The sequence below is a fragment of the Streptomyces sp. NBC_00631 genome, assembly GCF_045206895.1.
GTDB lineage: Bacteria > Actinomycetota > Actinomycetes > Streptomycetales > Streptomycetaceae > Streptomyces.
The window spans coordinates 9,248,708-9,263,965 of record NZ_CP107734.1 but is presented as its reverse complement, the minus strand read 5'-3'; the positions used below and the strand labels follow the sequence as shown (position 1 = coordinate 9,263,965).

The 15,258-nt window shown below is 69.7% G+C and carries 10 protein-coding genes and 1 tRNA gene; 8 read left to right on the top strand and 3 right to left on the bottom strand.

The genetic code is table 11. From position 1 onward, the window contains the following. The first annotated feature begins 124 nt into the window (after positions 1–124). Both OHB00_RS42130 and OHB00_RS42125 read left to right on the top strand, forming a co-directional pair. Positions 125–2,218 carry an AAA family ATPase gene (locus OHB00_RS42130; RefSeq protein ID WP_406443029.1) on the top strand — a complete coding sequence of 698 codons (2,094 nt, stop codon included), beginning with the start codon at positions 125–127 and terminating at the stop codon, positions 2,216–2,218. Beyond that, complete coding sequence (locus tag OHB00_RS42125; protein WP_406443028.1) at positions 2,211–3,464, top strand: McrC family protein; 1,254 nt, start codon at positions 2,211–2,213, stop codon at positions 3,462–3,464. The genes OHB00_RS42130 and OHB00_RS42125 overlap by 8 nt, the downstream gene beginning before the upstream one ends. Positions 3,465–3,810: 346 nt before the next feature. Here the strand turns inward: OHB00_RS42125 and OHB00_RS42120 are convergent, their stop codons facing one another. Further along, positions 3,811–3,960: a hypothetical protein gene (locus OHB00_RS42120; RefSeq protein WP_406443027.1), complete on the bottom strand. Its 150-nt coding sequence runs from the start codon at positions 3,958–3,960 to the stop codon at positions 3,811–3,813. Between the two features lie 525 nt (positions 3,961–4,485). On the opposite strand from OHB00_RS42120, the gene OHB00_RS42115 reads away from it, so the two are divergent. From OHB00_RS42115 to OHB00_RS42095, 5 genes are all read left to right on the top strand, one after another. Then, a complete protein-coding gene (locus OHB00_RS42115) occupies positions 4,486–6,669 on the top strand; it encodes an AAA family ATPase (RefSeq protein ID WP_406443026.1) in 2,184 nt (727 codons plus the stop codon). Beyond that, positions 6,666–7,073, top strand: coding sequence for a hypothetical protein (locus OHB00_RS42110; protein WP_406443024.1), 408 nt, complete (start codon positions 6,666–6,668; stop codon positions 7,071–7,073). Before OHB00_RS42115 ends, OHB00_RS42110 begins: the two co-directional genes overlap by 4 nt. A gap of 107 nt (positions 7,074–7,180) precedes the next feature. After that, on the top strand, positions 7,181–8,998 hold the full coding sequence (locus tag OHB00_RS42105) for a DUF4357 domain-containing protein (protein ID WP_406443023.1): 1,818 nt from the start codon (positions 7,181–7,183) through the stop codon (positions 8,996–8,998). Continuing rightward, the gene (locus OHB00_RS42100) at positions 8,995–10,206 is read left to right on the top strand and encodes an McrC family protein (protein WP_406443022.1); all 1,212 of its coding nucleotides are present in this window, start codon (positions 8,995–8,997) and stop codon (positions 10,204–10,206) included. Before OHB00_RS42105 ends, OHB00_RS42100 begins: the two co-directional genes overlap by 4 nt. Before the next feature lie 40 nt (positions 10,207–10,246). Next, complete coding sequence (locus OHB00_RS42095; protein ID WP_406443020.1) at positions 10,247–12,379, top strand: UvrD-helicase domain-containing protein; 2,133 nt, start codon at positions 10,247–10,249, stop codon at positions 12,377–12,379. Positions 12,380–12,411: 32 nt separating this feature from the next. Here the strand turns inward: OHB00_RS42095 and OHB00_RS42090 are convergent, their stop codons facing one another. After that, the gene (locus tag OHB00_RS42090) at positions 12,412–14,073 is read right to left on the bottom strand and encodes an N-6 DNA methylase (protein ID WP_406443019.1); all 1,662 of its coding nucleotides are present in this window, start codon (positions 14,071–14,073) and stop codon (positions 12,412–12,414) included. 512 nt (positions 14,074–14,585) lie between these two features. On the opposite strand from OHB00_RS42090, the gene OHB00_RS42085 reads away from it, so the two are divergent. Then, on the top strand, positions 14,586–15,077 hold the full coding sequence (locus OHB00_RS42085) for a hypothetical protein (RefSeq protein ID WP_406443018.1): 492 nt from the start codon (positions 14,586–14,588) through the stop codon (positions 15,075–15,077). Positions 15,078–15,080: 3 nt separating this feature from the next. On the opposite strand, the gene OHB00_RS42080 is transcribed toward OHB00_RS42085, so the two are convergent. Then, positions 15,081–15,165, bottom strand: a tRNA-Leu gene (locus tag OHB00_RS42080). Between the last annotated feature and the right edge of the window lie 93 nt (positions 15,166–15,258).

Below are 15,258 nucleotides of genomic sequence, written 5' to 3'. Positions count from 1 at the left end.
AGACCGCCACAGCATGACACGCGGCGGCAGGGCTCCTGCCGGCCGGTGCGACGGACGCGGCCAACGCAGACCCCAAACGCCCTCCACTCGCTGCGCCCACCACCGTTCCGGCATCATGACCCCCATGACCGACGGCGTGGACATATGGGACGCAGCGGCCCGGTTCGACCGGAGCACCGCCGCCAAGGACGAAGCTGGCGCAGAGCAGGAGCGCAAGCAGGTGCTGGCCCAGTTCCCCCTGGAGGAGTGGCCCAGGCTGCCCCTGGAACGCTACGCGTTGGGCTTGGAACAGTCCGGGCCGGGGATTACGTACTGCCGACTCATGGAGTTCGGCACCCAGTCCTTGGGCAGCATCAAGGGCGGCAGCGCCGCGAAGCACATCATGTACCGTCACAATTCCGGTGAGTGGCGGCTGGCGGCGCCCCTGCGCGGGATGGAGCCCCAGGACGCGTGGGAACGTCTTCGGGCCGAATTTCTCCGGGCATTGACCGCCGTGTCCGTGGGTGACTTCGCGGCCGTGGACGAACTCGAGATCCTTCGGTTCGGGCCGGCGCTGGTGACCAAGACTCTCGCCACCTACTACCCCGAGTACTTCCTCCCGGTCTACTCCGCGGGGCACCTGCGGAAGTTCCTCGCCTTGCTGGGCGGCACCTCGGGTGCCGACTCACCGACCTGGCGCAGCAACCGGCAACTCCTCGAACTCGTGCGGTCGCGGTCGGAGTTCGCGGGCTGGTCCGGGAACGAGGTGATGACCTTCCTCTACCAGGACTTCGACCCGCGTCCGCAGACGCGCACGATCTGGAAGATCGCCCCCGGTGAGCGTGCCCGCCTGTGGGAGGAGTGCCGTGACGGCGGGTTCATCTGCGTAGGGTGGGACGAGCTTCGTGACCTGGGTGAGTATCAGACCGACACCGAGCTGAAAGAGGCTCTCGACGCGAACTGGCCCAGCGGCAGCGCTCGCAGTCTCACCACCGCGCGTAGACTCCTCGCCTTCCGGGACCTGGAGGCCGGAGACCGGGTGGTGGCCAACCGTGGGATGGACGAGGTGCTCGCCACGGGTACCGTCACCGGGGGCTATCGGTTCGATCCCGAACGGCCGGAGTTCCGGCACGTGGTCCCGGTCGACTGGGACGTCTCCCACGCGCAGAAGCTGTCAGGACCCCAGCACGGCTGGCGGTCCACGTTCGCCAAGGTCGACCCGACGCTCTTCGCCAGGCTCACCGCACACCGGACGGCTGGCTCCCCCGTGCTGGCTGCCTCGTCGTCCACCGATCTGGCGCCCGAGGATGTCCGGGCCGTACTGGACGCGCTGGAACGGAAGGGGCAGGTGATCCTCCATGGGCCTCCCGGCACCGGCAAGACCCGGCTCGCGCTCAGTGCCGCCCTCTTCATGGCCGGCCGCGCGGACGTGATCAACACCGACCCCGTCCGACGTTCCGCGGCCCAGGCCGAGATGCTGGGCGGCGAGCAGGTCCATCTGGTGACCTTCCATCCCTCCTACGGCTACGAGGACTTCGTCGAGGGCTTCAAACCGGATCTGAGCGCCACGGGCCCCGGGCTCACACTCGCCCTCACCGACGGAGTGTTCCACGCCCTGTGCGACCGGGCCTCGGCACATCCCGAGCAGACGTACCTCCTGATCATCGACGAGATCAACCGCGGTGACCTGCCCAGGATCTTCGGCGAGTTGATCACGCTTCTCGAACTCGACAAGCGCGGCCTGCCCCTCGCCCTGTCCGTCAGCGGTCGGAGCTTCTCCGTTCCGCCGAACATCCGGATCATCGGCACGATGAACACCGCCGACCGGAGCATCAGCCACCTCGACGCGGCCGTACGCCGCCGCTTCGCCTTCGTATCCGTCGGCCCCGATCCGGACGCCGTCTCTGGCACGGTCGGCCCGCTGGACCTCGCGGAGTTCTTCGAATCCCTCAACACCCGCATCACCCGGCACCTCGACGCCGACCACCAGATAGGACACGCCTACCTGCTGCGTGACGGCGCGCCGATCGCCACGGAGGACGACCTCGCCGCGGCCTTCCACCACGAGGTGATCCCGCTGCTGGAGGACTACTGCCTCGGCCGGGCCGACCTGCTCCACCGCATCCTCGGCAGCCTGGTCGACGCGGACACCGGCCGCACGGCGCTCATGTCTCCTCAGGACCTCGCCACCGCCCTGGCCGCCGAGTTCAGCGGCGGTGAGCCGAGCCCCGATGCCTGAGCGCACCCAGGTCCGCCTCGGCGAGTACGAGTTCGTTCCGTTGGACATCGAACAGCTCACGTCCCGGGACATCGATCGCCTGCACGCCCTCCAGGCAGGAGGTCACCTCACCCTGCGTCCCGACCGCTCCGGATGGCGGCTGCGGGCGGACTCGAGCGTAGGAGTCGTGATCCTCGACCGTGTCCGCATCGTCATCGAGCCCAAGTTCGCCATCCCGGGCGACCGGCTCATGAACTGGCTCGCCTACGCCCTGGACGCGCCCACGCCCGTCCGGGCGACGTCACGACGCTGGGCCACCGGCCCGGAAGGTTACGCCGATCTCGTGGCCGCGGCCCTCCTGGAGCAGTGCGAGCAACTGGTGCGCGAGGGACTGCGCCGCGACTACGTACGTCACCAGAGCGTGGAACCGGTGTTGCGGGGGCGACTGGACTTCGCCGCCCAGGCCACGCGTCGTTACGGACAACTGGACCAGCTGCACATACGCACCTTCGACCGCGAGAACGACATCTGGGACAACCGCGTCCTGGGGACCGCCCTGAGTGTCGCGCTCAAGCTAACGAGCCGCTCCGGCCTGGCCCGCGACCTGCACGGGATCGCCGGCGCGTTCCCGCGAGCCGCCACCCCGGACGCGGCACTGCGCGCCCTGGACCGCATCAGGTACACGCGTCTGAACGCCCGCTACCGTCCAGCCCACACCTGGGCACGCCTGCTGCTGCGCGGCGGAGGCGTCACCGACCTGCTCACCGACCTGGGCAGTACGGCGGACGGCCTCCTGCTGCCCATGCCCGCGCTCTGGGAAGCCGTCGTACGACGTCTGGGCGCCGAGGCCGCCGCCCCGTGCGGCGGACACGCCGTCCCCAGCAGCGGCGAGACGGGCATCACCGTCCGCGGAGACCTCGGCAACGCCTCGACCTTCCGCCCCGACCTGCTCCTGAGCCTCCCGACGCCTGACCGGTCTCACCGCGCACTGCTGCCTGTGGACGCCAAGTACAAGCGCTACGACCGTCACGGCGTCAGCGCCGCCGACGTCCACCAACTCCTCACCTACAGCGCCGGCTACGCCCCCGCAGACACTCCCAACGCCATGATCGTCCATCCCCACCCGGGCGGCCACGCTCATCGCGTCCTCCGGGTCGACGGCTCGCGGGGCAGGCTCGGCACTATTCACGTCATCGGCGTCGACACGTACGCGCCTCCCCGACAAGCGGTCGCGTGGCTCAACGAGCGGGTCCTCTCCGCCTGCTGACCATCGCCGCCAGCGCCGAGGCATGATCCGGTCACCGGGTCACCAGGTCACCGGTCGGCGAGCAGCGAATCACGCTGCACAGAAGGACGGCGCTCCGGGCTGACGAGTCAGGCCGCCAACGGCTCCCAGCGGTACCCCCCGCGCGTTTCACCGTACGGCTACAGCAGTGGTTCCAGCTCCGTGCGCACGAGTTCGGCATCGGCCGGCGGGAGGGTCAGTGACGCCCGCCGCATGCGGACACTCCAGGTCGCGAGGTCAGGGAAGACGGACAGTCGGGGCACCAGATCCCGCAGGACCAAGCCCTCACGGAACGGAGCCAGGCCCGCCACCTTTAGCAACCTTCGGATTAGGAACGCTCGTCGAAGACCACCGGCTCGTCCAGAACGTGTACGGCGCTGGCGATCGTCGCCCAGTCGATGACCCGTCCCAGGTCCCGCGTCGGATTCCGGAAGCATCCGCACGTGGTGTAGAGGAAGACCTCTTCCCCCTCCTCCAACGCGCGCCGCCTTTGACCGGCCCGCCGGAAACGCCATCCGCTGCTCGGTGATCACCCAGCTCAGTGCGGTGCGGTCTCCGATGATCAGTAGGTGCGCGGGGACATGCGGTCACTTTAGCGGCCTCGATCGACCGGTCCGGGACTCCCAACGCGTACACAGTTTCGAATAACGGGAATCTCGCAAATGCGTTGACAGTGCTAACAGGGAATCCTCATGCTTGAGGTGCCAACAAGGCGCATCAGCAGCCCGCGTGGCCCCTCCTGCCGCGCCCATACACCGGGGAATGACCATGACCCATCAGCCTTCCGCGTCCCTGCACGATCTCCTCCTCGACCGCCTGCACCACTCCGGCCTCGCACCTGAGGTACAGGAGCTGCTGCACGAGTTGGTCCCCGACGAGGCGGGCAGGAGCAGCGGAGGGCGAGCCGGGCCCGTGCAGCTCCGGTCCATCACCGCGGCGGGCTGGCGCGGGCATCGGTCCGCGGACCACCCTCGAACTGCCGCCCGGGCCCGGCCTGGTCGTCGTGGCGGGGCCGAACGGCTCCGGCAAGTCGAGCTTCGCCGAGGCCGCCGAGACCGCGCTGACCGGCCGCAACTCCCGGTGGGACGGGCGGCGGGCCAGCGACTGGCAGAAGGGCTGGCGCAACCTGCACAGTCCCGACGTCACCCCCGAGGTCTCCGTCGTGCTGTCCGTCGGCGAGCGGGGTGAAGCCGTCACCTTGCGGCGGACCTGGCATGGGCCCAAGGTCGACGAGGCCCGCACGCGGGTCGAGGGGGCGGACGGCTCGGAGCGGAAGCTGGAGGAGGTCGTCGACGCCGAGGCGCTGGATCTCGCCCGGCCCTTCCTGCCGTACAGCGAACTCGGTTCGATGATCAACGGCACGCTCGGCGGGCTGCACGACGCCTTCTTCAAACTCCTCGGGCTCGAACTGCTCGCCGAGCTCGACGGCCGGGTCAAGGACGCCGTCAGTGAGTGCAAGCAGACGGTCGATCGCACGGACGCGCTCACCGCGCGGCTCCTCGGCGATCTGGGCGCGCTCGACGACCCCAGGGCCCGCGAGGCGGTCCAGGCGCTGTCGGGAGCGAAGCCCGATCTCGGCCGGGTGCGTGCGCTGCTGGAGAGCCGTGCTCCCGCCGCGGAGGCGGAGCTGGCCCGGCTGCGGCGGCATGCGACTCTCACCGGGCCGGACCTGGCGGAGGTCGGTGGTGCTGTCGCCCGACTGCGGGAGGCTGCCGCGCGTGCGGAGGAGGCCCGGTACGGCACCGCCGACGAGGCCCGCCGCATGGCCCGGTTGCTGGAGGCCGCGATCGAGCACCAGCGGCGCTCCCGGAACACGGACTGCCCGGTCTGCGGAGCCGAGAACCGGCTCGACCGGGAGTGGGCCGAGCAGGCACGGGGGGAGGTGGAGCGACTCCAGACGGCCGCCGCGGACGCCGAGGCCGCCCGGCAGGAGGTGGCGGTCTCGCTTCGGGCCGGACACGGCCTCGTACAACCGGTCCCGGTGTGGCTGCGGAGCGAGCCCTCCCCGCTTGCGGCGGTGTGGCAGGAGTGGACCCGGTGCCGGGACATCACCCACCCCAGGGAGCTGGCGGACCGCCTCGAGCATGCCGCTGCCGCGCTGGACGACGCGTGCCGGCAGGTGCGGGAGGAGGCGGCCCGGCGGCTCGCCGAGCACGACGGTGCCTGGCAGCCGTTCGCCGTACGGCTCGCCGAATGGCTGGGCGCTGCGGAGGCGAAGGAGGCCGCACTCGACCGGGGCAGGCACGCGCGCAAGGCGCGGACCTGGCTGCGGCCGATCATCGACGAACTGCGGGACGCACGGCTGCGACCCTTCGCCCGGCGGTCCCAGGAGGTGTGGCAACTGCTGTGCGAGCACAGCAGCGTCACGCTCGGATCCGTCACCCTCGCCGGCACCCCCGGCCGTGGCAAGGTCGTCCTCGACGTCTCCGTGGACGACATGTCCGCGCCCGCCTACAGCGTGATGAGCCAGGGCGAGCTGCACTCCCTGGCGCTCTCCCTGTTCCTGCCGCGCGCCACGCACGCCGACAGCCCGTTCGGCTTCCTCGTCATCGACGACCCCGTGCAGTCCATGGACCCCGAGAAGGTCGAGGGTCTGGCCCGGGTGCTCGACGCCTGTGCCCGGGACAGGCAGGTGATCGTCTTCACCCATGACACCCGGCTCCAGCAGGCTGTCGCACACCTCGGCATCAAGGCGACCATCCTGCGCGTGAGCCGCCAGACCGACTCGGTGGTGGGCGTGGAGACTCTCACCGACCCGGTGGAACAGGCTCTCGCGGAGGCGCGGGCCATCTCCCTGGACCCCAACCTGCCGCAGGCCGTGGCCGATCACGTGCTGCCCGCCATGTGCCGGGTGGCGGTGGAGGCCGCCTGCCTGGAGACGGCGCGACGCAGGCTCCGCGACGAGCAGGGACTCGGGCTGCGGGCGGTCGAGGAACGCGTCCAGTCCCTCGATCGCACCAAGTCGTACGTGTCCCTCGCCCTGCTCGGCGACGAGCAGCAGCACGCCCGTGCGGCCGTCGAGCGGATCTGTCCCGGCGGCTGGACGCTGATCGAGACCTTCAACTCAGGTGCTCACACGTCCCTGCCGACCGTCGACGACCGCAGGAGTCTCGTCCGCCGGACCAAGGCGCTCGCGACGGCCATCCGGAGCGGCACCGGGAGTCAGAACGCCGGGGGTGCCCGATGAAGGCATCCCCGGAGACCCTCGTGACCGCCGCCGCCCGTCTCCTGCTCTGCGAGCCCAGCACCGTGAACACCCTTGCCCCCGGCCTGCGCGCCCGTGCCGCCGCGGTCCTGCTCCGCATGGCGCTCGACCAGGCCCTGGACGCCTACTGGCAGCGGGTCACTCCGTCGATGACGCGGATCGGCAAGCACCGGATGCTGTGCCTGGAGTGGTACGCGGGACACGACACCGCCCGCCGGTGCCGTACCACCTGGTCGGCGCTGAGCGCGGCATGCCACTACCGCACGTACGAGCTGCCCCCGGCACCGGCGGAGATCCACACCCGGTTGCTGGAGGTCACCGCCCTCCTCGCGGCCCTGCGCGCCAGACCGGACACGGCTTCCGTCCCGACGTCGGCAGAGACCTGAGTGCGGGTGCCGCACCTCAGTACACGGCCCGCCCGGGGAGTCCACTGTCAGCGGCGCCCCCTATCGTTCTGGTCAACGCACGGTGCATGAATGGGGAAAATGTGACCATGGCCGACGACGGCACGCCGTACCCGGAGTTCCGGCTGAGGCTGCCCAACGGCGGCCCCGAAGCCCGGGGACGGCTGCTGACCGAGAAGGGGACGAACGGGAGCCAGAAGTTCGTCGTCCTGGCCAGCTCTCCCGGCCGGTCCGAGGCGGTGCCCTCGTTCCCCGAGCGCATGCCGTCGTCCCACCGGCTGAGGCAGCGGCTGATCGACGAAGGGGTCCTGGCGGAATCGGCCGACTGGCCCGGCTGGCTGGAGACGACGCGGGACGTCGAGTGCAACTCACCTACGGCCGCCGCCGAGATCCTGGTCGGTCGCAGTGCCAACGGATGGCTGGAGTGGAAGACCGCCGACGGCCATCCGCTCTCCGACTATCTCGACCAGGTGTGGTGGGGACCCAGCCGGGCCTGGCTGGTACGCGGCTCCAATGTCTCCGGCCTCGATCTGGTCCGGCGTGTGTGGCTGCCCGAAGGGCTGGTGACCCTGCGAGCACGTCACCTGCGACAACGTGTCGAGCAGGGCATCAGCAAGGACCGGCTGCGCGCCGCCGTCGAGGAGGACTACGCCTCCACCGCGACGTACAACCAGAAAGTGCAGCTGGTCGAGGAACTGCACATGTTCCTCTCCCGGATGCGGCCCGGCGACACCATGTGCACCATCTCGGGCGGCCGGCTGTACATCGGCAAGATCACCGGAGACGCCGCACAGCACACTCCCGAGGACGGCCCGTCGGATCTGCAAAGGGCAGTGGACTGGGCGGAGGACGGGCACGCGTACGAGGACCTGCCCGAGGCGCTCCAGCAGAAGCTCTCCGCACAGCATGACGTCGTCGATCTGACCGCGGTGAAGGATCTCATCGACGGTCTGGGGATGAGCGACGAGGACCTGATCGAGGAGGCCGAGGCCGCCGATCGCGACCCGAGCGTGGAGATCCCCGCGCTCACCGCCCGGCGCGAGCTGGAGCTGCCCGAGCCCACGGACGAGTTGGCCGGTGAACTCCTCGTGCACGACGCCGCCTGGCTGCGTGAGGTGCGTGATCTGCTGTGGGACGAAAGGCAGTTGGTGCTGTACGGCCCGCCCGGGACCGGCAAGACGTATCTTGCCCTGAAGCTGGCCGAGTTCCTCGGCGGCGGGCCCGAGCAGGTCAAGCTCGTGCAGTTCCACCCCTCGTACGCGTACGAGGACTTCTTCGAGGGCTTCCGGCCGCAGGAGGACCCGCAGAGCCGGGAGGTCGCCTTCCGGCTCACCGCCGGCCCGCTGCGTGAACTCGCCGATCTGGCCTCGCGCGAGGGCAACCGGCACATCCCGCACTTCCTGATCATCGACGAGATCAACCGCGCCAACCTGGCGAAGGTCTTCGGCGAGCTGTACTTCCTGCTGGAGTACCGCAACAAGTCGGTCCGGCTGACGTACTCCGGTGACGACTTCGCGCTGCCGCCCAATCTCTTCGTGATCGGCACCATGAACACCGCCGACCGGTCGATCGCCCTCGTCGACGCGGCGATGCGCCGTCGCTTCGCCTTCGTCGAACTGTCCCCGCGCACCGAGCCGACGAGCGGGCTGCTGCGCCGCTGGCTCGCACGCGAGGGTCGCGCTGCCGAGCCGGCCGACCTGCTCGACGCGCTCAACTCCCGTATCGACGCCACCGATTTCCGTATCGGGCCCTCGTATCTGATGAAGGCCGGTGTCTATCGGGAAGGCGGCCTCGAGCGGACGTGGCGGACCAAGATCCTGCCGCTGCTGGAGGAGTACCACTACGGGGAGGGCGTGGACATCGAGAAGCGGTACGGTCTGGCGGCTCTGCGGGACTCGCTCGGATGACGCACGTCATCGAACTCGTCGAGCACGCACCGGCGGTAGGCGTCGCGCTGCCGGACGCGGTCGGACGGGCACTGGCGGCCGGGGACGTCGTGGACGCGGCCCCTGATCCGTACGTCCCGGGGCACTGGTCCCTGCGGGCCGGCAGCAAGGTCGGTGCCGTGGCGGTCGCGGTACCGGGCGGCGACGGGCCGGTGACTGTACGCGTCGCCCCCAAGGTCTCCATCGCCCGGCTGTTCTTCCTGCTCGGGTACAGCCTCGCCCCTTGGGGCGGCTGGCGAGAGGGGGAAGTCGATGTCACCGAGCATCGCGATCTGCTGCCCGCGCTCGCCCATGCCGTGGAACGGCAGATCGACCGGGCCCTGCGGCAGGGGCTCCTCCAGGGGTACCGGGTGACCGAGGAGACATCCCTGGTCGTCCGGGGCCGCATCCGGGAAGCCGAGCAGATACGGCGGCGGTTCGGGGCGACGCTGCCGGTGGAGGTGGAGTACGACGAGTTCACCACCGACATCGAGGAGAACCGCCTGCTGCGCGCCGCCGTCGAGCGCCTCCTGCGGTTGCCCGGCGTACCCCACGACGTGCGTCGCGGACTGCTCCACCAGCGCGCCCGCCTGGCCGATGTCACGGTGCTCGTGCGCGGTCGGCCGCTGCCCGCCTGGCAACCGAACCGGCTCAACGCGCGCTACCAGCACGCCCTGCGTCTCGCCCGAGCCGTCCTGGAGAACGCCTCCGTCGAGCACGCGCCCGGCGGACTGCACGTCGACGGGTTCCTGTTCGACATGAACAAGCTCTTCGAGGACTTCGTGACGGTGGCGCTGCGGGAGGCATGCCGTGGTCTCGGGCACTCGGCGCGGCTCCAGGATCCGCATCACCTCGACGAGGCGGCGGCGATCCGCATGAGGCCCGATTTCGTGCTGTACGAGCCGGGCGGTGCCCCGTGCGCCGTGGTGGACGCCAAATACAAGGCCGAGAAACGGGACGGTTTCCCGGACGCCGACCTCTACCAGATGCTGGCCTACTGCACGGCCCTGGGCCTGCGCGAAGGCCACCTGGTATACGCCAAGGGCAACGCGCCGCACGCGGCCCACACGGTGCGGCACGCGGGCATCGTCATCCACCAGCACGCCCTCGACCTCGACCAGGAACCCTCCGGGCTGCTCTCGGACGTGGAAAAGGTGGCCGCCCGGCTGGTGAATACTCAGCGCGTATGATCGACTGCCGAGTGTCCGTTCAGGGTGGGGAGGGCGCCTCGTGCCGCAGCTTGCTTTCGCGAACAGCTTCTGGGAGAGCTACGACGTCCTGGAGCGGCCCGTCAAAGCCGGCGTGCGCAAGGCGATGCAGAAGTTCCAGCAGCTCACGGTCCCCGAACTGCAGGCGGACAAGGGCCTGCACCTGGAGTCCGTGGAGAACGCCCGCGACCGTCGCATGCGGACCATCCGCATCAACGACTTCTGGCGAGGCGTCGTCCTCGCCCCTGACGACGGCAGCGACGTCTTCCTGCTCGTCAACGTCGTCCCGCACGACGACGCCTACACCTGGGCCGCGAAGCGGCTGTACACGACGAACTCCGCGACGCGGGCCCTGGAGGTCCGCAACGTCGCGGCGATCGAGCAGCTGACCCCGGCCCTGGAGAAAGCCGCCGCGGCCGCCGACTCACTGCTGTTCGCGAAGTACTCCGACACGGTGCTGCGCGAACTCGGCATCGACGACCAGGTGCTGAGGGCGGTGCGGACCATCGTCGACAAGGCGCAGCTGAGGGCCTTCGAGACGCTGCTGCCGGAGGACCAGTGCGAGGTGCTGCAGTACCTGGCCGAGGGGTTCAGCCCCGAAGAGGTGTACCGGGACGTGGTCGCCGTCCGGCGGCCCGTGGACGCGGGGCCCGACCCGGACGAGAGCCTGGCCGCCGTCATCGCCAACACCACGAGCCGCATCACCCTGGTCACCGGCCCCGAGGAACTCGCCGACATCCTGGAGAAGCCGTTCGCGGCCTGGCGGGTGTTCCTGCACCCCTCGCAGCGCCGCGTCGCCTACCGGGTGTCGTACGGCGGCCCGGTACAGGTCACCGGCGGCCCGGGGACCGGCAAGACGGTCGCGGCACTGCACAGGGTCAAGCACCTGCTCACCCGCACCCCGGACGCCCGCGTCCTGCTCACCACCTTCACCAACGCCCTGGCCGCATCGCTGCGGGAGAACCTGTCCGTCCTCCTGGACGACGACGAGTCGCTGCTCGCCCGCGTCGAGGTGACCACGGTCAACGCCTACGCACACGGCATCGTGACCCGCCTCGACGGCCGGGCGCCCTCCCCGATCGGCGACCGGGAGGAACGACAGGTGTGGCAGCGGATCGTCAAGAAGCTCGGCCTGCCATGGACGGAGCAGTTCCTGGCCCAGGAGTACCGCCACGTCGTCCTCGCCCAGGACCTGCGCACCCTGGACGACTACCGCGCGGCCTCCCGGCGCGGTCGCGGCAGCGCGCTGTCGCCGACCAGGCGGGAGCAGCTGTGGCCAGCCGTCGAGCTGTTCGAGTCCCTGCTGCGCGACCAGAAGGCCACCACCCACCTCAAGGTGTGCGCCCGTGCGGCCGAGCTCCTGGCGGCTTCCTCACCCACGCACGACCACGTCGTCGTCGACGAAGCGCAGGACCTGCACCCGGCCCAGTGGCGCGTCCTGCGCGGCGCGGTGGCGCCTGGCAGCGACGACCTGTTCATCACCGGCGACCCGCACCAGCGGATCTACGACTCGAAGGTCTCACTCGGTTCGCTCGGCATATCGGTGGCGGGGCGCACGCATCGCCTGCGCATCAACTACCGCAGTACGGAGGAGATCCTCGCCTGGTCGACGGGCATCCTCACTCCGGTGTCGGTCGACGACCTGGGCGGCGAGGGCAGCGACACCCTGGCGGGCTACCGGTCGCTGCTGCACGGCCGCAGGCCGCACGTGGACGGGTACGGGTCGGAGCAGGCGGAGATCGCGGCGCTCGTCGAGCGCGTCGAGAACTGGATCACGCAGGGCATCCGGCCGTCGGAGATCGGCGTGTGTGCCCGCTTCAACGTGCTGCTCGACAAGGCGTACGACAGGCTGGCCGCGGCCCGGGTACCGGTGGTCCGGGTCAGAGACAATCCGGGGCCGGGTACGGACGGCGTACGGCTGGCCACCATGCACGCCATGAAGGGGCTGGAGTTCCGCTGCGCCGCCGTACTCGGTGCGACGGCGAGCGCGCTTCCCTTCGCCCGCGAAGTGACGCCGGCCTCCGTGGACGCGCTGCAGCACGACTCGGACCTGCTCCGGGAGCGATGCCTGCTGTTCGTGGCGTGCACACGGGCGCGGGAGGCGTTGGCGGTGTCGTGGAGCGGGGCAGCCAGTCCGTTCGTTCCGCAGCCGTAGTGACAGCGCTGTCCTGGTGATACGACGGAAAATCACTCTTCGGGTGAGAGGGCCCCGTTGCCGAGCCCGTCCCTGGCGAGTGCAGCCGCCTGCTTGCTGAGTTCGACCACCCTTCGCGCCCGCTCCTCGAACTCCTGCAGGGCTCGGAACGCCGCCCCGTACCGGCGTTGCTCGGCGATGTCCATCTGTGGGATGCGGGCACCCTTGCCGTCGAGCCGGTAGGTTCCGCTGGCGCTCGTGGACCGCCGGGTGTTCGCCGCACTGCGCAGAAAGCCCTGGAGGTAATCGGTGTCGAGCTGATCGCTCACCGAGACCGGCTCCGGAGCGCCGTACTCGATCAGCCCGGCTCGCGCGAGGTCGGCGACACTGACGGACGGACCGTCGAGGGCACTTGGACCGGCGCCCGCCGTCAAAGCAGGCAACAGGTCGGCCAGCAGCCGCACCTGCTCCGCCAACTCCTGCCGCAGAGCCTGGTACTCCGTCGTGTAGTCGCGGTGGGACTCCTCGACGTGACGGCCGGGAGTGAGATCCACGGCGTCGTCGAGCAGTTCGATCAGAGGTACGTCCGCCATCTGGTCGGGCCCTGGCTCCAATGGGCCGTCCGGATCGTTCGCCGTCAGATCCACCATGCGCACCTTGGCCACGGCGTCGTCCGGGGACTTCGGGCGACGCAGACGCCAGAGATGCACGGGGAGCGCATGCGAGGCAGCGGTACCGGGTGGGAGGGCGATGACGTCTGTGAGGATGCCGCGTCGCACGAGCTCGGCCCGGATACGGCGACCGGCCTTGCGGTAGGCGACGGAGGCGGGCATGACCATGAGGACGCGGCCGCCCGGCGCGGTGTGCGCGTAGGCGTGCTGCAGCCAGGCGAGTTCGCCTTCGGCACGCGAAGGCGTACCGAGCTCCCACCGGGGATCGAGGAGCAGGTCTTCGCGTCCCCAGTCGGTGGTACCGACGGGCGGATCACAGACGACGAGATCGGCCTTGAGGTCCGGCCAGTGGTCGTCGCGCAGGGAATCTCCGATGCGGACGTCGACGCCGGAGCGTCCCGTGAGATCGGCTCGCAGCTGCGCGAATCGAGCACTGCGGGCGTCGACCTCCTGACCACACCGTGTCGGCCCCCGTTCGGGTCCGACGGTCAACAGGAGCGTTCCGATACCGCACGCCGGGTCGACGAGGGTCGCATCAGTGGGCACCTCGCCGGCGAAGTGCCGCACCGCCTGGACGACACGTGGCGAGGTAACCTGGTCGGACCCCGCCCGGCGCACGGAGTCGGTGAAGCGTTCGGTAAGCGCGTTCACCACGTCACCCGGTGATCCACTCTCACCGAGTTGTCTGGCCAGTCGTACGGCATCCGTCGGCAGTGCTTGCGGGGCCTCGCCCTCGACACCGGCGAGCAACTGGGCGACATCGGCGAGCCCGCCGACCATCTCGTCGCCGTAGGCAGCTCGCAGGGCCTGCCACAGCTGCACCTCCACGGAGATGTCCTGGCCCTTGCGTTGCTTGTCCAGCCACATCTGTACTGCGGCCAGGTCGAACAGCGGACTGTTCACACCGCCGCCTGCAGGTGCCGGAAAGTCCTCATACCTCCGCCGCCAGTTGGAGACTGCGGCACGCGTGACACCGGCGAGCCTGGCGATCTCAGAGCCGGTGACAAGCGGTCCACCGACTGGCGGGGTGGGATGGTCTGCCATGCGCGTCACCGTACACGGATCCCATGACTCAATCAATCATGAGAGCACGTTGACGATGTACACGTACCTACTCCAGTCGCCTGGGCATACAACGTGGGGTTCCGCAAAAGCAGAAGCCACCCACGCCAAGAGCTCGCTACTCACTCCAACCCACACCCAGCCTGGGCGGCCCCCTCTGCCCCCTCCCCACCCGCTCGAAGATCCGGCCCAGGCGGGCGGAGGAAGTCAGCCATGCGCGCATGTCCACGAGCTCGCTCACGGTGCGGGCGAGAGGGTCCACCCCCGATGGAGCGCGGCCGGGCCGACGCATCGCGGCTGCCCCGTGCCGCCTCCCCCGAGCGGCACGGGGCAGCCGCTCGCCCGCAGCAATAGATTCGAACGCCACTCGGCTGGCCACTGTCGGATCCCAGCCAGTGCCTGACGTTCTGATCCCAGGTGATGCTTGACGGCGGACCTCCGCCCTCGACGCCGGCCTGACGCACCCGCGCACCATCTACCTGCGGGAAGACACCGTGTGCCAGGCCCTGGATCAGTGGATCGCCCGGGCCTTCGCCCCCGACCGGCTCTCCGGCACCATCGAAGCCCTCACTCACGCGAGCGCCGCAGCAAGCACCGCCGAGCCCCACACCCCCGAGCAGGCCCAAGCACGCCAGGCGATCAAGGAATGCGAACGCCGGCTCGCCCGTTACCAGGCAGCCCTCGACGCTGGAGCCGACCCAACCGTCGTCACCCAGTGGATCAACGAGGCCCAGCGAGACAAGGACGCGGCGCAGAAGAAGCTCGACACGCACCCCGCAGCCCCCCGGAAGAAACAATCCCCGCTCGATGCGCGCCAGATCCGGCAGATCACTGAAAGCCTTGGAGACATTGCACAGCGCATCCAAACCGCCGCCCTCGAGAAGAAAGGCCAGCTTTACGACGCCCTGGGCATCACTATCAGCTACGAACACGCAACGAGGGCCGCAACCGTAAGGTCGAGGCCCTCATCACCGTATCGTCAGTGATTGTGTCCGAGGGGGGACTTGAACCCCCACGCCCGATAAAGGGCACTAGCACCTCAAGCTAGCGCGTCTGCCATTCCGCCACCCGGACCAGGTGTCCGCCGCCTGACCGGAGGTGTTCCCCGCGGCGACAGGGACAACAATACCAAGCTTTCGGAGTGCCTTTCACCTGCGTTTGTGTCGG